General features: G+C 69.3%; 19 protein-coding genes. 7 read left to right on the top strand and 12 right to left on the bottom strand.

Annotated elements, in window-relative coordinates; all coding sequences use genetic code 11:
* Positions 1-3: 3 nt before the first annotated feature.
* Positions 4-2,229: a YfbK domain-containing protein gene (locus tag GTZ93_RS34340; protein WP_257979026.1), complete on the bottom strand. Its 2,226-nt coding sequence runs from the start codon at positions 2,227-2,229 to the stop codon at positions 4-6.
* 143 nt (positions 2,230-2,372) lie between these two features.
* Here GTZ93_RS34340 and GTZ93_RS34335 point away from each other — a divergent pair, with 143 nt between their 5' ends.
* From GTZ93_RS34335 to GTZ93_RS34325, 3 genes are read left to right on the top strand one after another with little or no spacing between them, the layout of a single operon-like run.
* On the top strand, positions 2,373-3,989 hold the full coding sequence (locus GTZ93_RS34335; RefSeq protein WP_139916052.1) for an NADP-dependent glyceraldehyde-3-phosphate dehydrogenase: 1,617 nt from the start codon (positions 2,373-2,375) through the stop codon (positions 3,987-3,989).
* Positions 3,990-4,028: 39 nt separating this feature from the next.
* The gene (locus GTZ93_RS34330) at positions 4,029-4,529 is read left to right on the top strand and encodes a 6-pyruvoyl trahydropterin synthase family protein (protein WP_120576760.1); all 501 of its coding nucleotides are present in this window, start codon (positions 4,029-4,031) and stop codon (positions 4,527-4,529) included.
* Complete coding sequence (locus tag GTZ93_RS34325) at positions 4,522-5,223, top strand: SDR family NAD(P)-dependent oxidoreductase (protein ID WP_139916051.1); 702 nt, start codon at positions 4,522-4,524, stop codon at positions 5,221-5,223. Before GTZ93_RS34330 ends, GTZ93_RS34325 begins: the two co-directional genes overlap by 8 nt.
* A 7-nt stretch (positions 5,224-5,230) precedes the next feature.
* On the opposite strand, the gene queD is transcribed toward GTZ93_RS34325, so the two are convergent.
* From queD to GTZ93_RS34295, 6 genes are all read right to left on the bottom strand, one after another.
* Positions 5,231-5,629, bottom strand: a complete 399-nt coding sequence (queD, locus tag GTZ93_RS34320; RefSeq protein WP_139916050.1) for a 6-carboxytetrahydropterin synthase QueD — start codon at positions 5,627-5,629, stop codon at positions 5,231-5,233.
* 61 nt (positions 5,630-5,690) lie between these two features.
* Positions 5,691-6,095, bottom strand: a complete 405-nt coding sequence (locus GTZ93_RS34315; RefSeq protein WP_139916049.1) for an SRPBCC family protein — start codon at positions 6,093-6,095, stop codon at positions 5,691-5,693.
* On the bottom strand, positions 6,092-6,409 hold the full coding sequence (locus GTZ93_RS34310) for an ArsR/SmtB family transcription factor (protein ID WP_120566657.1): 318 nt from the start codon (positions 6,407-6,409) through the stop codon (positions 6,092-6,094). The genes GTZ93_RS34315 and GTZ93_RS34310 overlap by 4 nt, the downstream gene beginning before the upstream one ends.
* Positions 6,410-6,502: 93 nt before the next feature.
* Positions 6,503-7,045, bottom strand: coding sequence for a hypothetical protein (locus GTZ93_RS34305; protein WP_139916048.1), 543 nt, complete (start codon positions 7,043-7,045; stop codon positions 6,503-6,505).
* Between the two features lie 165 nt (positions 7,046-7,210).
* Positions 7,211-8,212, bottom strand: coding sequence for an extracellular catalytic domain type 1 short-chain-length polyhydroxyalkanoate depolymerase (locus tag GTZ93_RS34300; RefSeq protein ID WP_139916047.1), 1,002 nt, complete (start codon positions 8,210-8,212; stop codon positions 7,211-7,213).
* A 16-nt stretch (positions 8,213-8,228) separates the two neighbouring features.
* On the bottom strand, positions 8,229-9,044 hold the full coding sequence (locus GTZ93_RS34295) for an alpha/beta fold hydrolase (protein WP_139916046.1): 816 nt from the start codon (positions 9,042-9,044) through the stop codon (positions 8,229-8,231).
* A gap of 96 nt (positions 9,045-9,140) precedes the next feature.
* On the opposite strand from GTZ93_RS34295, the gene GTZ93_RS34290 reads away from it, so the two are divergent.
* The 3 genes from GTZ93_RS34290 (at position 9,141) to GTZ93_RS34280 (ending at position 12,979) form a co-directional block, all read left to right on the top strand.
* Positions 9,141-9,785, top strand: coding sequence for a TetR/AcrR family transcriptional regulator (locus GTZ93_RS34290; RefSeq protein ID WP_121778527.1), 645 nt, complete (start codon positions 9,141-9,143; stop codon positions 9,783-9,785).
* Between the two features lie 162 nt (positions 9,786-9,947).
* Entirely contained in the window at positions 9,948-10,736 is a 789-nt protein-coding gene (locus GTZ93_RS34285) for a DUF3142 domain-containing protein (protein ID WP_139916045.1), read from the top strand.
* Complete coding sequence (locus tag GTZ93_RS34280; RefSeq protein WP_139916044.1) at positions 10,733-12,979, top strand: hypothetical protein; 2,247 nt, start codon at positions 10,733-10,735, stop codon at positions 12,977-12,979. The genes GTZ93_RS34285 and GTZ93_RS34280 overlap by 4 nt, the downstream gene beginning before the upstream one ends.
* 12 nt (positions 12,980-12,991) lie before the next feature.
* Here the strand turns inward: GTZ93_RS34280 and GTZ93_RS34275 are convergent, their stop codons facing one another.
* From GTZ93_RS34275 to GTZ93_RS34265, 3 genes are all read right to left on the bottom strand, one after another.
* Positions 12,992-14,239 carry a hypothetical protein gene (locus GTZ93_RS34275; protein ID WP_139916043.1) on the bottom strand — a complete coding sequence of 416 codons (1,248 nt, stop codon included), beginning with the start codon at positions 14,237-14,239 and terminating at the stop codon, positions 12,992-12,994.
* A gap of 25 nt (positions 14,240-14,264) precedes the next feature.
* Positions 14,265-14,642: a hypothetical protein gene (locus tag GTZ93_RS34270; protein ID WP_139916042.1), complete on the bottom strand. Its 378-nt coding sequence runs from the start codon at positions 14,640-14,642 to the stop codon at positions 14,265-14,267.
* A 120-nt stretch (positions 14,643-14,762) separates the two neighbouring features.
* Positions 14,763-15,668, bottom strand: coding sequence for a LysR family transcriptional regulator (locus tag GTZ93_RS34265; protein WP_139916041.1), 906 nt, complete (start codon positions 15,666-15,668; stop codon positions 14,763-14,765).
* A gap of 94 nt (positions 15,669-15,762) precedes the next feature.
* Between GTZ93_RS34265 and GTZ93_RS34260 the strand changes: the two genes are divergently transcribed.
* Complete coding sequence (locus tag GTZ93_RS34260; RefSeq protein WP_139916040.1) at positions 15,763-16,878, top strand: aldo/keto reductase; 1,116 nt, start codon at positions 15,763-15,765, stop codon at positions 16,876-16,878.
* Here GTZ93_RS34260 and GTZ93_RS34255 read toward each other — a convergent pair whose 3' ends face one another.
* A complete protein-coding gene (locus GTZ93_RS34255) occupies positions 16,879-17,361 on the bottom strand; it encodes a (2Fe-2S)-binding protein (RefSeq protein ID WP_139916039.1) in 483 nt (160 codons plus the stop codon). It abuts the gene before it with no gap.
* A 2-nt stretch (positions 17,362-17,363) separates the two neighbouring features.
* Entirely contained in the window at positions 17,364-19,526 is a 2,163-nt protein-coding gene (locus GTZ93_RS34250) for a xanthine dehydrogenase family protein molybdopterin-binding subunit (RefSeq protein WP_139916038.1), read from the bottom strand.
* Positions 19,527-19,620: the final 94 nt, after the last annotated feature.

Below are 19,620 nucleotides of genomic sequence, written 5' to 3'. Positions count from 1 at the left end.
TCCCTACTTGATGGTGGGGACGCGGTCGGCGTCCATGGTGCGCACCGGCGCGAAGGACTCGAAGCGGTCCTCGCGGCGGTCCAGCTTCTTCGCCAGCCGGATGAGGTTGCCCAGCTCCACCACGTCCGCGCGAGTCTTCAGGGTCGTGCCCAATTCCTCCCACAGCGACACCAGCGCGTCGTAGGTGAGCGGGCGCGCCCAGTAGGAGCCGCGCAGCTTCTCCGCGAAGGCGGCGGCGACGTAGGACAGGCGGGTGGGGGACGCGGCCTTCTCATAGGCGGGGCGCAGGAGCGTCATGGGCATGGCCTTCTCGATGAGGCGCGAGCTGCCGCCCTCCGGGGCCTTGTAGCGGATGCGCAGCGTGCCGAAGTTCGTCTGCGCCGGGTCGCGCAGCTTCACCTCGTAGAGCGCGGTGACGGCGTGGCCCGCGCCCACCTCGCCCGCGTCCACGCGGTCGTCGTTGAACTGCTGCTTGGTGAGCAGCCGGTTCTCGTAGCCGATGAGGCGGTAGCGGGACACGGTCTTGCGGTCGAACTCCACCTGGAGCTTCACGTCCTTGGCCACCACCTGGAGCGTACCGGTGAGGTTCTGCACGAAGATGCGGCGGGCCTCCTCCAGCTTGTCCACGTAGGAGTAGTTGCCTTCACCCACCTGGGCCAGCCGCTCCATCAGCACGTCGTTGTAGTTGCCCATGCCGAAGCCCACGGTGGACAGGGTGATGCCCGCCGCCGCCTGCTCCTTCACGCGCTCCCAGATGCCGTCCGCCTGGGTGATGCCGTTGTTCGCCACGCCATCCGAGCAGAGGATGACGCGGTTGATGCCGCCCTTCACCAGGTGGCTCGCGGCCAGCGCGTAGCCCAGCTCCATGCCCGCCTGTGCGTTGGTGGACCCCTCCGACTGGACGCTGTCGATGGCGCTCAGGATGACGGCCTTCTGCGTGGCGTTGGTGGGGGCCAGCACCTGATGGGCGGTGCTGCCGTAGACGACGATGGACACCCAGTCGCGCTCATCCAGCGCGTCCACCAACAGGCGCAGCGAGCGCTTCACCAGGCCCAACCGGTTCTCCATGTTCATGGATCCGGACACGTCGATGACGAAGACCAGGTGCGCCGGCTTGCGCTCGGCGCGGCTCACGTCGCGCGCCTTCACTCCGATGTGCACCACCTGGTAGCCCTTGCGCGCGGGGGAGGGGAAGCCCTCCACGTTCACGCTGAAGGGCGCGTCCGGGGCGTTGGCGTAGTCGTAGTCGAACGTGTTGATGAACTCCTCTACGCGCACGGCCTGCTCGTCCGGCAGCGCGCCGCGCTCCAGGTAGGCGCGTGTCAGCGTGTACGACGCGGTGTCCGTGTCCACGGAGAAGGTGGAGAAGCGCTCCTCCTCGGTGTCCACGGTGGGGTTCACGCCGTAGCCCTTGAAGTACATGTCGAAGAAGCGCTGGTTCTTCGGGGCCACGGTGCGCTCGGGCGCGGGCTGCGGCGTGGGCACCGCCGAGGCCTGGGGCGCGCGGTAGACCGTCTGCGGCGTGCCGTCCGGGACGACGACGTGCATGTACGGCAGGGCCCAGGACGGGGCGCGCGCGCGGTCGTTGTTGCTGTTCGGATCGCCGTCGCGCGACGGGTCGTTCGTGGTCAGGCCGTCATACACGTAGCGATTTCCAGGCCCAGATGTTCCGATGCCGACACCGTAGGAATCCGATGCCTTCGACGGCGCCGACTCCGCCAGGGACTCGAAGTTGCGCGTCGCACCGCCCTTGCCCACCGGGCGTGCCACCGCGATGCGCTTGATGAACTCCTGGTCCACGTTGACGCCGTGGTTCGTCCCGCCCACGTCGATGACGGGGGGCGAGCCGACCAGGGTTTCCGTCGACGAGAAACTCTCGGGGAGCATCTCCACGTTCACGCGGATGGTGCGGTTGGGCAGCAGCTGGATTTCAGGGCGGGCGAAGGGCTTGAACGACTCCAATTCGAACCGGAGGGTGTACGTGCCCGCGGGAAGCTGGGGGATGCGGTAGTTCCCATGGACGTCCGTGACGACCAACTGTTCGCCCTGCAGGCTCGGCGAGGTCGCGGTGACGACCACGTCCGGCAAGGGCTTCTTGGTCTCGGTGTCAATCACCGTGCCGATGATGACGCTCGTGGCGGCGGCGCCCGCGTCCGGCTGGGCCAGGGCGGGCGCGGCGGGCATCATCAGGAACAGCGGCAGGGTGCTTCTCAGGAGGGACTTCAGCATGGACCACCTCTCGCGCATCAGGGTGGAGCCATCATCCAGATGCGCCCCGCATCGAACCGCATGGGGGGCTCGTCTCCTCATCATGGTTTCATCATGAAGGGAAACCGTGCCGGGGGCGCGGTGTCTGATTAGAAAGGCCGTCCATGACGGCACTCGACACCCTCTTTCCCACCGAAGAGCAGATTCCCCCCGGCGTGCGGCTGCCTGCCTATCTGGAGCAGCGCGAGTACCTTGTGGGAGGCGAGCTGCGCACCTGGGCCGGTGATCTCAACCCGGTGGCGAGCCCCGTGTTCGTCCGGACCCCGGACGGGCTGAAGCAGAAGGTCATTGGCGCGACCCCGCTGCTCACCTCGCGTGAGTCCCTGGACGCGCTGGCGGCGGCGGTGAAGGCCTACGACTCCGGCCGGGGCGTCTGGCCCTCCCTCAAGGTCGCCGAGCGCATCGAGCACGTGGAGCGCTTCCTCACCGCCATGCGCGCCCAGCGCACCGCCGTGGTGAACCTGCTGATGTGGGAGATTGGCAAGACGCAGCCGGACTCGGAGAAGGAGTTCGACCGCACGGTGGATCTCATCGTGGAGACCATCCGCGCGCTGAAGGAGCTGGATCGCACCTCGTCCCGCTTCGTCCAGGACCAGGGCATCATGGCGCAGATCCGCCGCGCGCCCATGGGCGTGGCCTTGTGCATGGGGCCGTACAACTACCCCTTGAACGAAACCTTCAGCACGCTCTTCCCCGCGCTCCTGATGGGCAACACCGTGGTGTTCAAGCCCGCGAAGTTCGGCGTGCTGCTGGTGCGGCCCCTCTTGGAGGCGTTCCGCGACTGCTTCCCGCCCGGCGTCATCAACATCATCTACGGCCGGGGCCGGGAGACCGTGGGCGCGCTGATGGAGAGCGGGCAGGTGGACCTGTTCGCCTTCATCGGCACCAACAAGGGCGCCAGCGAACTGAAGCGCATGCACCCGCGCCCGCACCGCCTCAAGTCCGTGCTGGGCCTGGACGCGAAGAACCCGGCCATCATCCTGGAGGACGCGGACCTGGATAACGCGGTGAAGGAGTGCATCACCGGCACGCTGTCCTTCAACGGCCAGCGGTGCACGGCGCTCAAGCTGCTGGTGGTGCACCGGAACATCGTGGACGCGTTCCTCGCGAAGTTCACCGCCGCCGTGGACAAGCTCAAGCCCGGCATGCCCTGGGACCCGGGCGTCGCCGTCACGCCGCTGCCGGAGCCGGGCAAGGCGACGTACCTCCAGGGGCTGGTGGACGACGCGGTGTCGAAGGGCGCGCGCGTGGTGAACCAGACGGGCGGGCAGGGGGCCAAGTCGTTCTATTCACCCACGGTGGTGTACCCGGTGACGCGGGACATGCGGCTGGCCACGGAGGAGCAGTTCGGCCCGGTGGTGCCGGTGATGGTCTTCGACGACGACGCGGAGGCCGTGCGGCTGGTGGTGGAGTCGCAGTTCGGTCAGCAGCTGAGCCTGTTCGGGAAGGACTCCGCGCGCGTCGGACGGTTCATCGACGCGTTCTCCAACCAGGTGGGCCGCATCAACCTCAACTGCCAGTGCCAGCGCGGGCCGGACACCTTCCCGTTCAACGGCCGCAAGGACTCCGCGGAAGGGACGCTGTCCGTGGCGGACGCGCTGCGGGTGTTCTCCATCCGCACGCTGGTGGCGACGAAGACGACGCCGGACAACACCGCGCTCGTCCAATCCATCCTGACGCGCAGAGAGTCGGATTTCCTCACCACGGACTTCCTCTTCTAGTCCGGCCTTGGGCCTGGGTGGTATGCCCTGGGCCATCCCATGGCTCCGCGCACCACGACCCTCGAACTGCACAAGGAAGAGATGAAGTTCTCCGCGGGGCACTTCACCATCTTCTCCGCCACGCACCGCGAGAACCTGCATGGGCACAACTTCTCCGTCTACGTCGCGCTGACGGGGGAGGTGGCCGACGATGGCCTGCTTTCGGACTACGGTCCGCTCAAGCAGGCCATCATCAACCGCTGCAAGTCCTGGAACGAGACGTTCTTCCTCCCCAGCCGCTCCAAGCACCTGCGGCTGGAGCGGGACGAAAAGGGCAACCACGTGGCGCACTTCAACGGCGAGGAGCTGCGCTTCCTCGCGCGCGACGTCACGGTGCTCCCGGTGGCCAACGTGTCGCTGGAGGAGCTGGCGCGCGTCTTCGGCGAGGAGCTGGTGGGCGACGGCAGCGGCATGGCTCGCGACCACATCACCGGGCTGGTGGTGAAGTGCGCCTCCGGCCCTGGCCAGTGGGCCTCCTGGGAGTGGAAACGCGATGTCTGATCAGGTCCTCATCACCGGCGCCAGCCGGGGCATTGGCCGGGCTGCGGCGGAGCGGTTTCGCAAGGAGGGCTGGCGCGTCATCAACGTGTCGCGAAGCCCCTGCACCGTGCCGGGCGTCGTCAACGTGCCGGTGGACCTGGCCGTGCCGGGCTGGGAGCCCGCGGTCGAAGCTGCGCTGCGCGACGGCGCTGGGCAGGGACGCATGTGCGTGGTGCACAACGCGGCCCTCTACGAGCACGACGACGCGCTGACCATGGACGCGGACCACCTGCGCCGCGTGCTGGAGGTCAACGTGGTGGCCCCGCTGGTGCTCAACCGCCTGGCGCGGCCGCTGCTCACGGACGGCTCGTCCCTGCTCTACGTGTCATCCACGCTGGGGGAGAAGGCCGTGAAGGGCGTGGCGTCCTACGTGACGACCAAGCACGCGCTCATCGGGATGATGCGGGCCACCTGCCAGGACCTGGCGGGGACGCAGGTCCACACCGCCTGCGTCTGCCCCGGCTTCACGGACACGGAGATGCTCCGTGAGCACATGGGAACGGACCCCGCCGTCCGGGCGAGCGTGGCGGGGATGACGACGTTCGGGCGGCTCATCACGCCGGAGGAGATCGCCGGCGTGCTCTACCTTTGCGCCACCACCCCTGTCCTGAATGGCGCGGTCATCCACGCCAACCTGGGCCAGATAGAGCGCTGAAGCGGCTTCAGCCTTCCGCGGCGTAGACGGTGCACGAGGACGTGCAGGTCTCCGCCACGCGGATGCGCGCGACGGTGGTGCCGGGCACGTTCACGCGCTCGAAGAGCCACGCGGCCAGCAGCTCGCTCGTGGGGTTCTCCAGGCCGGGGACGTCATTGAGCAGCCGGTGATCCAACTGGGCGTGGAGCGGCTGCCAGGCGGCGTTCAGCTCCGCGAAGTCCACGATCCACCCGAACTGCGGATGCACGGGGCCGTGGAGGGTGATTTCGATGCGGTAGCTGTGGCCGTGCACCCGCGAGCACTTATGCCCTTCCGGAACGTTGGGCAGGCGGTGCGCGGCCTCGAAGGTGAACTCCTTCGAGATTTCAGTGACGAGGGTGGGCTTTTTCACGGATACGGCCTCCATTCGGCGGCCTTGTATCCGCGTTCCCCCCGTGCGTCCACGCCTCGTCTCAGGGGTCGGGCACTCAGGCGCCGAGTGCGGTGCCCAGCCGTGCGAGCACTCCCGGCCAGCCCGGCTTCATCCCTTCGAAGGCCCGGCGGCCCATGGGCGAGTCCAGGTTGAAGCCTTCGTGGACGAGCGTGAGCCGCGTCCCCGTTCCCTCCGGCGCGAGCCGCCAGGTGAGGGTGGTGTCGAGCGTCCCCGTGGCGAAGCGATACTGGAGCAGTTTCTCCGGCTCCACCGCGACCACCTCACAGGGCTGCTGACCCCAGGCCCCCATGTCGAGCGTGAAGCGGTGGCCCACGACGGGGCGCACGTCGCCCGCGGCCCACCACTTCGCGTGGAGCGCCGGGTCCGTCAAAGCCTTCCACACGGCGGAGGGCGGATGGGCATACACGTGGTCCAGTTGGATGACGGCGGGGGGATTCATTTGCGTGACTCCTCGTCGAGCACGTCCTCGAGCGCGGCGAGCCGCTGCTTCCAGTAGTGCGTGAAGGCCTTGAGCCAGTCGTCCACCTCCGACAGCGGACGCGGATCCAGATGGTAGTAGCGCTCACGGCCGCGCGGCTCCTCGCGGACGAGCCGCGCCTTGCGCAGGACCTGGAGATGTTCGGAGACGGCGGGCCGGCCCAGGTTGAAGCCGCTCGCCAGGTCGTTCACCGCGCGGGGCCCCTTGCGCAGCTGCAGCAGGATTTCCCGGCGCACCGGATTGGAGAGCGCCGAAAAGACATCCGGTTCGGACATGGCCCGGATTGATACGTCGGAAATATCCGACGCGTCAAGAGGCGTCGGAGATTCCCGACGTGTCGGCGAACGCCCGTGGCTTGCGTGAAGCGGTTACCTGCGGGCGGCGCGCGGCTGCGCGAGGGGCGCGCGCTGTTCCCGGCGGATGGGGAGCCGGAGGAGCTGGGCGTAACGCGCGAGCCGGTCCTCGAAGCGCCGGGCATCGCGGCCCCAGTGCACGACGACGTTGCGCTCCGGGTTCTTCCGGTGCGTCAGCGCGATGCCGTACTCGTCCTGCGCGCCAATCCAGTCCGGGTGGTGACGCCGCTCGCAGTCGAGGCCGGCGTAGTGGGCCAGGGGCTCGCTCCAGGTGAAGGCGCTCAGCGCCCCGCCACCGTGCATCGATACCTCCGAGGCCGTCACCAACACCTCCAGGCGGGTCGTCACGCACCGCACGATGAGCGTCCCGGTCACGAACAGGCCCAGGACGCCCACCAGCGGCAGCATCCATTGCTCGCGCAGCAGGGCCAGGGACAGGCCCTGGTCCAGTGCGTAGGCGGCGGGGAGCACGACCAGCAGCACCAGCCCGAGCAGCGGCCACACGACCTGGCCGAGCAGCGGACGCGTGCGGAAGCGCAGGGGGAGGTCACCCCCCATGTCCATCTTCTGTGGAACCGGTGAAAGCACTTCGAAGAAGGACATGGGACCGGCGTCTCGGGCGTACGGGCGATGGATGCCTTTGACCCAAGCTCAACATGTCGGCGGATGGGCTGTCCACGTCTTCCCGGGTAGTCCGGGAGCCGCCGGACGGACCGCGCCCCTTCAGCGGGAGTGCTGTTTGAAGAAGTCCCACATGATGGTGGTTCCGTCGGGACCCGCCGGGTCCGCGAACGGGAAGGCGCCGTCACCGCCGGGCCATGCGTGACCCATGCCCTGGATTTCGATGTGCTGGACCAGGAGCACGCCGTTGGAGACGTAGTCCCTCACGGTGTACTTGCGGCCTCCCGGTGAAACAGCGGACGTCACCCGGGCCGGGGTGTTGGACACGCTGTTGTTGTTGGAGCCGTCATCGCCGTAGTCGTTCGTCTGGACGAACTGGCGCGCGGCCTGCTGTCCATTGACGGGATTGACGACATCATCCGACGTGCCGTGGACCACGAGCACCGGCACCTTCCGGCGCGGCTTGCCCGAGCACGCCCACGCGTCATAGCCCCGGTCATCCGGCGAATAGATGCTGCCGAACGTCATCGCATAGAGGCTGCCGGACGCCGTGGTGGCCGCCTTGTACATGGCGCCCGCGCCCACCATGCCCGCGGTGAACACATCCGAGTAGCAGGCCATCAGGACGCTGGTCATCACCGCGCCCGCGGAGACGCCGCCCAGATAGACGCGGCGCGAGTCCACCGTGTAGTTGCTCTTCACCCAATCCACCATGCCGACGATGATCGACGGCTCGCCAATGCCTCTCTCCTGGTTGGAGGAGAACATGAAGTTCCAGCATTGGGTGCCGTTCGCGAACATCGCCTGGTTGGGATAGAGCACCAGGAACTTCTCCGCGTCCGCCTTCGCGTTCAGCCGTGACAGGCCCGCGAACTGGTCCGGGTTCTGAAGACAGCCATGCAGCCCCACGACGAGCGGGAGCGGCTCGCCGGGCTGGTAGCCGGTGGGGACCCAGAGCTGGTAGCTCCGGGTGCCCCAGACGTTCGAATAGACGCCGTGGACCCACTCGCCCGCGCGGGCCTGCGTGGTTCCCAACACGGCGAACAGCGCGCACACCGCCACCGCCATGCGAGACATGGCCTGGACCTTCCGAGTCACCGACATGTGTCTGCCTCCTGCTTCAGCCAGGACGCGTCATGCGCCCGGGTGACTCGACTTCCCGGAGGAACCGCTCCACCGCGTCAGCGACCTGTCCGGGTTGATCCACGGGCGCGGCATGCCCGGAATCCGTCAGCACTTGGAGCCATGCGTCCTTGAGCTGGCCCACGTAGGCCTGCTTCGTGGACAGCGGCGTGTAGTCCCGTTCGGAGTGCAGCACGAGCACGGGACAGGTGATGTCCTTCAGCCGGTCCTGGACGCTCCAGCCGACGAGCCCCTTTGTCGCGCGCAGGTACACGTCCGGCGCGTTGGCGCCCAGGGATTCGATGGCCCGTTGGCGCAGGGCCTCCTGCTCCGGCTTGGGGAACAGCCTCGGGGCCACGCGCTTCGCCAGCCCGCGGGGACCCAGCAGGCGCAACACCAGCAGTCGCGCCGCGAACTCCATCTTCCGGCGGAACGTGCGCGCTACCATGTCCGGCCCGCTGTTGACCACGGTCAGGCTGCGCACCAGGTCCGGCCGGTCCACCGCCAGTTGGAAGCCCATCATCCCGCCCATGGACAGGCCGACGACGTGCACCTGCGTCAGCCCCAGCCCGTCACACAGCGCGGCGATGTCTCGCGCGAAGAGGGCCACGCCATACGCACCCGCCGGCTTGTCGCTCTGGCCGTGGCCCCGTGCGTCCGGCACCAGCACGCGGTGATGCGCGGACAGCCGGGGCGCCACCGCTTCCCAGTCGCTGCCGGACGAACCCAGCCCGTGGAGGAGCAGGATGGGCGCTCCCTCGCCGGACTCCTGGAGGTGCAGGGTGACGCCGTCGGGAAGGGAGAACGTGGGCATCGTCGGGTGAACGACCGTTCAGAGAGGGGTTGGACTACGCTTCCAGGGTCGGTGGAACCGTAGCTGAACGACCGTTCGTTTTTCAAGGTGGCTCCCATGGCGTCTTCCTCCCCGTCCCGTCTTCGTGCGCGCAAGGCGGTGCTTCCGGCCTCGGCGCTGGCTGACGGCACGCGTCGCCGCATCCTGGAGACGGCGCTCCAGCTCTTCGCGAGCCGGGGCTTCCATGACGCGTCCATCCGGGACCTGGCCAAGGAGCTGGAGCTGCGGCCCAGCGCGCTCTACGCGCACTTCCCCTCCAAGGAGCACGTGCTCGCGGAGCTGGTGCGGCTGGGGCACGAGGCGCACCACGAGGGCTTGCGCACGGCGCTGCTCGGCGCGGGGGCGAAGCCGGTGGAGCAGCTCCGGGCCCTGGTCCGGGCGCACACGCAGCTGCACGCGACCCATCCGCAGCTGGCCGTGGTGGTGAACGACGAAATCCATGCGCTGCCGCCGGAGCTGGCGGCGCCGTCCCTGGCGCTGCGGGAGCAGTCGTCTGCGCTGCTGATGGCGGTCATCGAACGGGGGCGCGCGCAGGGCGTGTTCTCCGTACCGAACGCGGGCGTCGTCGCCGCGGCCATCTCCGCCATGGGGTTGCGGCTGCCCTACTGGTTCGAACCCACGCCCGCGCTGGACGTGGACGCGCTGGCGGACCTGCACGCGGAGCTGGCGCTGCGGATGCTGGGGGTCAAGGCGGGGAAGTGAGGCGGGCGGTGGGCGCGGCACCCGCTGCGTCGGAGTTCGCGCCACGACCGGGACGACCTGAGCCGTAGGCGCAAGCGCGCGTGGATGACCGGGTGGCGCGTGGGTTGCTATGTGTCGTAGTGCCGGCCGGGCAGGGTGCCCGGCCGTGGCTTCCTGGCCGCGATGCTCCCCGAACAGTCTCATTCGCACGCGGCACAAGGCCCACGGCGCGGCCTACGGGCCACTGCTGTCCTCACGCTGCTGTGCCTGCCGCTGTTCGTGGCCATGCCACCGGCGGTGTCTCCGCCGCCTCGGCTCGTCCTCTGGGCGTGGGAGCGGCCGGAGGACCTGAGCTTCCTGGAAGGCCGCGCGGTGGATGTCGCCTTCCTGCTCGCGACGATTGATCTCACCGACGAGGACGAGCACCTGGTGCCTCGCAGGCAGCCGCTCCGGGTTCCTCTGGGGGTCTCGTTGAAGGCCACCGTGCGGTTGCAGATGCTTCCGGGAAGCTCGCTCGCGCGCTTCGGTCCGGAGCGCCTGGAGTCGCTGGCCGGGAGCCTGGATGCGCTCGCGCGACGCCGCCCTGACGTGACGGCGTTGCAACTCGACTTCGATGCCCGCGCTTCGGAATACGACGCCTACGTCGACATGCTCCAGCGGCTGCGCGCGCGCCTGCCTCCGGGGATGCCGCTGTCCATCACGGGGCTCGCGTCGTGGTGTGTGTCCGGCAGCTGGATTGCCCGCGCGCCCGTGGATGAAGTGGTGCCGCAGCTCTTCCGCATGGGGCCGGACGCGCCGGTCTGGCGTGCTCGGTTCGCGCGCGGCCTGCCCCGTCCGTGCTCGGGCAGCATGGGCCTGGCCATGGACGAGTGGCAGCTCGTGCCTCCCGGCGTTTCGACCCTCTATCTCTTCAACCCCCGGCCGTGGACGCCCGATGCGTTCGCTCGCGCCGTGGCGGAGACCCGACCATGAAGAACGCAAGAACAGTCCTGGGGCTCGTGGGCCTCGCGGTGCTGCTGCCTCCCGTCATCGCCGATGCCTGCGGACCCGACTTCGGGCCCGCGCCCCGCTTCTCCGTCGTGGACAATCCCGACCGGCCCTTCAGCAACTACGCCGCCGGACGCCTGGGCATCCTCCGCCGCACCTTCGACCCGCCGTACCTCGCCTTCGCCTTTCGAACGATGATGGGCATCCCCACCACGGCGGAGGAGCAGAAGCACCTGGTGGTGGGTTGGACGGACGCGGAGGGCCGCTATGGGCCCGACCCGAGCTGGGCCCGTGAGCAATGGACCGCCGTCCGGCAGGAGGTCGTGCCCGCCAAGGACCTGCCGCAGGTGGACGCCAACCAGCTGGTGTACGCCTCCAACGACGCCTACATCCACGGTGATGCCTTCCTGCACGCCGCGGTCACGGCCCGCGCGCTCGCGAAGGAATGGAAGCAGCGTCCGGCCCTGCTGAAGGAGTGGGTGGGCAACCAGGACAACGTCTTCAGCAAGGGTTGCACCCTGGCCGACCCGGCGCCGGGCATCGAGGAGTCGCTGACGCCCCGGGAGAAGACGCGCAGACAGGCCGAGCGCGACTACCAGGCCGCGGCCATGCACCTGTACTGCGGGAAGTTCGACGCGGCGGCGGAGGCCTTCCAGAACATCGCCAGCACCGCGGACTCTCCCTACCGGGTGCTCGGCGCGTACCTCGTGGCGCGCACCCGCGTTCGCGAGGCGCTGTTCCTACAGCCGGACGACTTCTACGAGGCGCGCAAGTTGGACGAGGCGTCGCTCGCGCGCTTCGCCCGGGCGGAGGAGGTCATCCAGAAGGTGCTCGCGGATCCGAAGCTGCGCGAGGTGCACGGGCCCGCGCGGCGCCTGCTGTCCCTCGTGCGGTTGCGCCTGTCGCCGGCCACCTGGCGGTGCGAGCTGTTCTCTCGGGTGCTGGAGAAGGGCACGGGCTCCGGGCTGGAGTCGGAGCTGGCCGGCATCTCGCTGGAGTCCGATGCGGACGGCAACGCTGTCGCCTGCCCGGGGTTGAAGCCTCGCGCGGCGGAGCTCTCCGAGTGGCTCCGGCTCATGTCCACACCCGCCCCGGAGGAGACCGGTGTGCCGGAAGCGCCGTGGCCCGCGAAGGCCCATGGAACCGCCGTGGCCCGCTGGAAGAAGTCCGGGCATCAGCACTGGCTCGTGCTCGCGCTGTTGTCGGCCCGCGCGGACTCGCCGGAGGTGTCCACGCTGCTCGCGGACGCGGGGAAGGTGCCGGTGGAGTCCCCCGCGGGCATGACGCTCGCGTGGCGCTCCGTGCAACTGCTGCGGGAGCGGGGTCAGCTGGCGGAGGCCCGGGCGCGGCTGGACGCCATTCCCCCGGAGCAGGTGCGCGACCAGCTCTCCACGGATAACGCCTTGCGAGAGGAGCGGCTGCACCTGGCGCATGACTGGAACGAGGCCCTGCGCAACGCGGCCCAGTTCCTGGTGGAGGAGTCCGTCCTGGCACCCCAGCAGGACGGCAGCGCACCCATGGGACTCAGCGCTGCGCGGGCTACCTTCCTGGAGTCTCACGTCCCCACGCGCCGGTTGCGCGAGTGGGCCGCGCTTCCGTCGTTGACCCCCGAGCTGCGCCGGCAGCTGTCGTGGGCCGTGTTCGCCCGCGCCGCGGTGGTGGGAGACGACGCGATGCTCACGGCCCAGGCGACCACGCTCGCGGAGACGGAGCCCAAGGCGCGCGCGGAGCTGCTGGCCATCGTGGGACGGCCCACGGCGGAGGAGCGTCGGTTCGACGCGCGGCTGCTGATCATGGGGCTGCCCATCGTCTCCGCGAGGGTGGAGCCCGCCAGGGATCGTCTGGCCAACGTCTCCCCGAAGCTCGACCTGACGGAGGACTTGAGCTGGTACCGCAACGGCTGGTGCGTGCCGGGGCCGAAGAACCTGGAGGATCCGCTGAAGACGCCGCTCCCCTTCGCGAGCCCGGAGGAGCGGGCGGACGCCGCCGCGGAGTGGAAGGCCCTCAACGAGGCGGGCTCCTCCGTGGCCTTCTTCTCCCGCGTGGCGCTGGACTGGGCGAAGGCGCACCCGGAGGATCCGCGCTCGCCCATCGCGCTGTTCCGCGCGGTCCGCTCCAGCAAGCGGGGCTGCGGCCAGAACACCCCGGAGGCGAAGAAGGCCTTCGCCTTCCTCCACAAGCAGTACGGCAAGACGGAGTGGGCGCGCCGCTCGCCGTACGTCTACTGACGCGCGCGGGCCCTACTGATTGGGATTCGCGGCGCGGAAGATCTTCCGGCGGAAGATCTTGTCGCGCGCCTCGGTGGTCAGGCGCGTGGACTTCACCTGCAGGTAGATGGATGGGTGGTCCGAGTAGTACTTGCCCTCGGACTTCAGGTGCCGGGAGCCGCTGGCGCCCATCAGGCCGAACATGCCGGGGCCGGACAGCTCCAGGAAATCCACGTCCGACTGGTAGTAGCCCATGTAGTGGGCGTTGCCGGCGGAGTTCGAATACTGCTGCTGGAAGAGCGGGATGGCCTCCGTGCTCTTGAGGGCCAGCATGTACGTGGGCTGCGTCTCCTGCTGGCCGTCGAAGTAGACGCCCCGGCTGCCCTGGGCCGTCTCCTGGAGGTCCATGTTGAAGTCGCCCACCATCACCTGGATGCCCTCGGCCTTGCAGAAGGCCTGCAAGGCATTGCGCTCCACCTGCCGCTCCTGGGAATTGGAGCCGGTGAGCGACGCGCGCAGGTGCACCCCGGCCACCGTCACCGAATAGCCATACCGGTTCCCGAGCGTCACCTTGAGGATGTACTCGTCCTTGGACTTCAGCTTCGTCTGGATGGACGACGTATTCCGCGTGAGCGTGGTGGCCTCCAGGTAGAAGCCGTCTTCCTTCACGTTGTCCAACTGCTCGTCGATGTCCTCCCGCAGGTAGAGGGCAATCTCGTTGACGTGCTTGATGCCCTTGACCGTCGCGTGGTCAATCAGGTGCTTGCGGACGTAGGCCATGCCCAGGCCGGAGGGGTCGATGCGGTCCGGGAAGGGCGAGCCCGTCGGGTTCTCCGACAGGAAGATGAAGACGGGGTAGTGCTTGTAACCGCGCAGGTTCCGCTCGATGCGGTTCTTGCGCCGGTCGCTCCACCGGGACGTGTCCGCCGCCTGGGGGCCGTTGCTCTCCAGCCAGGACTGGAGGTTGTCGTCATAGTCGTCGTCGCGGACGTGCATGTTGCGGATGAGGTCGCACTCCTGCTGCACGATGTCCGCGAGCTTCGCGGCGATGTCCGGCCCATCCAGGAACGCGCTGGCGGCCATGCTGGGGACGAGCGGATTCGCGAGGCTCTTCCCGTCCGTCCTCGCACCCGTGCCATCCACCGACGCGCTCAGCCCCTGCACGCCCTTGGTGGTGTTGGCCTTGTAGAACTTCTTCGCGGCGTCGAAGGGGATGAACAGGATGGAGATGCGAGGAAGGGTTGCGGTGTCGATACCCTCGTCGAATTCGCGCTTCGGCATGGAGTCCCCCGTCAGTGCGAGCGGGCTACTTCCAGGAGCAGCCCTTGATCTTCTTGCAGAACGCTTCGTTGGTGGCCTTCTCGCACGCAATGGCCACGCCGCCGCACATATTGGACCCAAACATGTAGGCACATCCAGGTTGGCTGCTGCAGTAGACCTGGGAGAACACACCGCAGAAGTGCGCCTTGCCCGTACAGCGGCCCGCGCCCTGGGAATCGCTGCTGTCCTTCTCCGGCGTGGCGGCGGTGCCAGCGTCCTTGCCTTCGACTCCGGCATCCGCCTTCGCTGAAGTGGAGGCCTTGGGCTTCTTCGCCGGGTCCGCCGCGTAGGTGGGTGCGCCCAGCAGGGCCGCCGCCATCGTGAGCGTCATGAAGAGACCGACACGCTGTCCGTGCTGCGCCATGTTCCTGTCCTTTCGATGTGGGACCGGCCCGACTTCCGCCATAACAGTCCGCGAGAAGGGGACTCGGCGGCGTGCAGCATGCCCGCCTGTCCACTTGGGAGTCGAGCGACCACGCCCGCCTCAGCGGCGGGGGAGCAGCTCCCGCGCCAGCTCGATGAAGGCCCTCAGCGGACGCGAGGCCCGCGCTCGGTGGGGGTAGTACAGGAAGAGGCCGGGGACGAGCGGTGCCCAGTCCTCCAGCACGGGCCGCAGCGCGCCGGAGCGCAGCGCGGCCGCCGCTTGAATCTCCGCGACGTAGGTGAGCCCCAGGCCCTCGCGGGCCATGTTCATGAGTAGGGAGGCGCTGTCCGACGTGAGAGGTCCCTTCACCGGTACGGTGAGCTCCTTCGTCCCCTGCTCGAACTCCCAGTGGTAGGGCAGCCCCGTCGAGGGCGCGCGGTAGCCCAGGCAGGTGTGGCTGCCCAGGTCCCGGGGATGCCGGGGCGCCCCATGCCTTTCGAAGTACGCGGGCGCGCCCACGACGAGGAAGCGGAAGGCGGGCGTGAGGCGCACCTGGACCATGTCGCGCTGCACGGCCTCCGAGAGCCGGATGCCCGCGTCATAGCCCTCCTTCACGATGTCCACGAACCCGTCCTGCACGGACACATGTATGCGCACGTGCGAATGGGCCGCGACGAAGCGCGGCAGAACCGGCTCCACCGCGATTGGCACCGAGAACGCCGGCACCGACAGGTTCAGCGAACCCGTCATCTCCGGGGTCTCCCCGGCGGCCAGGTGTTCGAGCGCCGCCAGCGCGGACTGAAGGCCCGGGCCCGCTTCGTCCAGAAGCCGCTGTCCCGCCTCCGTGAGGGACACGCTGCGCGTGGTGCGGGCGAGCAGCGCCTGTCCCAGCTTCTCCTCCAACTGGCGCACCGCCTGGCTCACCGCGGACGAGGACACGCCCAGCTCCTTCGCGGCCTGAGTGAAGCTGCGCCGGCGGGCGACGGTGACGAACACGGTCAGGGCATTGAGGGGTGTCAGGGCCATTTCGAAGAAAGTCTAAACAGTCCCTGCAACTTCCGCGTCTTCATCCGGCGGCTTCCGGACGGCACCTTGTGCGCATCCAACACGGGGGCATTCCATGACGACGACCGCACGCATCGATTCGCTGGCGCAGTACCACCTGCTGGGCCGCAGTGGCCTGCGGGTGAGCCCGCTGTGCCTGGGCGCCATGACCTTCGGCACCGAGTGGGGCTGGGGCAGCCCCAAGGACACCGCCTGGCGCATCCTCGCCCGCTACCTGGAGGCGGGTGGCAACTTCGTGGACACCGCGGACGGCTACACGGGCGGCTCCAGCGAGGCCATCATCGGGGACTATTTCGCCCAGGCGGGTGGCCGCGACCGCGCGGTCATCGCGACGAAGTTCACCATCAACACCTGGCCCGGGGATCCGAACGCGGGTGGCAACGGCCGCAAGAACATCCGCCGCGCGCTGGAGGGTTCACTGCGGCGGCTGAAGACGGACTACGTGGACCTGTACTGGCTGCATGCGTGGGATGGCATGACGCCGGTGGAGGAGGTGATGCGCACGCTCGATGGGCTCGTGCGCGAGGGCAAGGTCCGCTACATCGGCCTGTCGGATGTGCCGGCCTGGTACTTCGCCCGTGCGCAGTCGCTGGCGGAGCAGGAGGGCTGGGAGCGCGTCGCCGCGTTGCAGCTGGAGTACTCGCTGGTGGAGCGCAACATCGAGCGCGAGCACATCCCCGCGGCGCTGGCGCTGGGCGCGTCCATCACGCCCTGGAGCCCGCTGGCGTCGGGGCTCCTGTCCGGCAAGTACACCCGCGAGGGCACGCAGGCGAAGGGCGAGGGGCGGCTGCCGTCCATCCAGGGCGGAGGCAACCCGGGCTTCGAGAAGCTCTTCACCGAGCGCAACTGGGCCATCGTGGACGCGCTGCGCGAGGTGGCGACAGAGCTGGACCGGTCGCCCGCGCAGGTGGCGCTCGCGTGGGTGACGAGGCGGCCCGGCGTGGCGTCCACCCTCATCGGCGCGACGCGGATGGAGCAGCTGGAGGCGAACCTGCATGCGCTCGACGTGCGGATTCCCGACGCGCTCGCCGCGAAGCTGGAGGCCGTCAGCCGCCCGGAGCTCGTCCACCCGTACCACTTCTTCGAGGACGCCTTCTTCACCGGCGGCATGTTCACGGGCGGCACGACGGTCCGCTCCGAGCCCACGTGGTTCCGGCCCGCGCCCCGGTAGCTACCGTGGGGCCGCGCCATTCCGCAGCAGCAGCGCCGCGCGGTGGATGGCGGCGCGGATGCGGACATAGGTGCCGCAGCGGCAGACGTTGTCGCTCATGGCCGCGTCGATGTCCGCGTCGGACGGTTGGGGGTTTCTTCGCAGCAGCGCGACCGCGGCCATGATCTGCCCCGGCTGGCAGAAGCCGCACTGGGCCACGTCCTCGGCGATCCACGCCTCCTGCACGGGGTGCAGTCCGGACGCATCCGCGAGTCCCTCGATGGTCTTCACCTCGCGGCCCGCGATGTCGCCCACGGGGTGGAGGCAGGGACGGAAGGCTTCGCCGTCCAGGTGGCTGGTGCACGCGCCGCAGACGCCCACGCCGCAGCCGTACTTGGGGCCCGTGACGCCCAGCACGTCGCGGAGCACCCACAGCAGGGGCAGGTCCGCGGGCGAGTCCACCGACACCGGTTGACCGTTGAGGAGGAAGGAATGGGCCGGCATGGTCAGACTCCCTCGTCGAGGATGGGAAAGCGCGTGGGCATGGTGCCCGTCGCCCGGGCAATGGCATTGGCCAGGGCCGCCGCCGCGCTGGGGTAGCCCAGCTCTCCCACGCCGCCCACGCGGTCGTCGGAGCGCACGAGGTGCACCTGGATGGAGGCGGGGGCGTGCTTCATCCGCAGCCACCGGTAGTCCGCGAAGCTGCCCTCGCGCACGGCGCCCGCGTCGATGTGGAGCCCGGCGCTCAGCGTGGTGGACATCGCGTCCATCGCGGCGCCCTGGAGCTGGGCCTCGATGCCCTTCGGGTTGATGGCCAGGCCCACGTCCGCGGCGATGACCACGCGCAGCACGCGCGGCGTCCCGCTTGTGACATCCACCTCGACGAGGTGGGCGATGGCGCTGTCCCACTCCTCCAGCACGGCGACGCCTTGCGCGACGCCAGGAGGCAGCGCGCGGCCCCAGGCACCTTCGAGCACCACCCGCTCCAGCACGGCCTTGAGCCTGCGCGACGTGAGGCGGGAGCGCCGCAGTTCCACGGGGTCTTTCTGGAGCTCGCGGGCCAGCTGGTCGACGAAGATTTCGTTGGCCACGCCCACCTGGCTGGTGAAGACGGAGCGGAAGGACGCGGTGGGAATCGGGAGCGGCACTTCGGCCAGCTCCTGCGCCACCCAGCCGAACTGATAGGGGACGTGCTGTGTCAGCGCGAAGAACACCGCGCTCGTGACGTCCGGCAGGACCTGACCGACCAGGGAGGTGAGCAGGTCTCCGAAGCCGTGGGGGAACTCCACGGTGGGGATGGCGGCGCGGTGTTGCCAGCCGAGGATGGAGCCGCCGGGCCCCAGCGAGGCGAGGATGCGGTGGTGGCTCGCGGGCCGGTAGTGCCCGTGGCGCATCTCATCGTTGCGGCTCCACATCAGCTTCACCGGATGCCCGAGAGAGCGCGAGATGAGCGCGGCCTCCACGGCGGCTTCGGTGAAGAAGCGCCGGCCGAAGCCTCCGCCAGCGCGGATGGGATGCACGGTGACCCGCTGCGGAGTGAGCGCCCATCCCAGTGCCGCGGCGACCTGGCTCCGCGCGAACTTCGGATCCTGGACGCCGGACCAGACCTCCGCGGTGTCTGTCGTTACACGCGCCACGCAGCTCTGTGTCTCCATGGGCGCGTGCGCGAGATAGGGGAAGTCGAAGCGCCCCTCCACGACCCGGGTCGTGAGCAGCGGAGGCAGCGGCCGGGGACCGATGGCGTCACGCAGCCGGGTCCGGATGTTGGCGTCGGAGAGGTGGCTGGCCGGGCCGGGGGTCCAGGTGATCTGCAAGGCGTCGCGAGCGGCGAAGGCCTGCGAGTACGTCCGCGCCGCCACCGCGATGCCTGAAGGGATCTGCACCACGCCCACCACGCCAGGCAGGGCCCGGGCCGTGGAGGCATTGAAGGACTGGACCTTGCCGAGCAGCGTGGGAGGCCGCGCCACCACCGTGGGCACCGCGTCCGGGATGTCCAGGTCCAGGGTGAAGCGCGCTGCGCCGGTGACGATGTCCCGTGCGTCGACGCGTCCCGTGGGCTGACCGACCACGGTGTACTTGCTCGGAGACTTCGGCAGCGGCAAGACCTCTGGCAGCAGCACGCGAGCGGCGTCCTCCGCCAGCTCGCCGTAGCCGAGCCTGCGGCCGTCGGGAGCGCGCACCTCGCCCTGCGCGGTGGTGAGCGTGAGGGCCAGCACCCGCCAGCGGTGCGCGGCGGCGGTGACCAGCCGTGCCCGGGCCTCCGCCGCGGCGGCGCGGAGCGGACCGGTCAGGTAGCGCATCGTCGAGGACAGCCCGGTGAGCTGGATGAGCCATCGCGGATCCGCGTCGGCGGTGTGCACGTCCACGGCATCAAGGCCCGTGTCGAGCTCCTCGGCAACGAGCATGGCCACGGCGGTGGTGATGCCCTGGCCCATCTCCGTGCGAGGCAGGGTGGCGGTGACGCGGCCATCGGTCCGGACTGCGACGTAGAGATTGAGCGGCGTTTCTTCCGGGGCCGCCGAAGGCTCCGAAGCCTCTGCGGAGGGGACGTCGAGCGCGAGCCGGGCCGCGATCATCAACGTGGGCGAGGCCACCAGCCACGTGAGGAACTTGCGGCGCTCGATGCCGCTGGGAGGAGGGGCTGCGTCCGTGGGCAGCGTGTCAGCCATGGAGAAAGTGTGGCACGCGGCCACGGGCGGACCCAACGACCTGGCAGGACCTGTGCGGCACCTGTCATGTGGCGCGCGGAAGCATCCGGGACAC

This window comes from Corallococcus exiguus (genome assembly GCF_009909105.1).
In the GTDB taxonomy this organism is placed as follows: Bacteria; Myxococcota; Myxococcia; order Myxococcales; family Myxococcaceae; genus Corallococcus; species Corallococcus exiguus.
The sequence above is the reverse complement of the archived record's forward strand: the minus strand, read 5'-3'. Positions and strand labels throughout refer to the sequence as shown.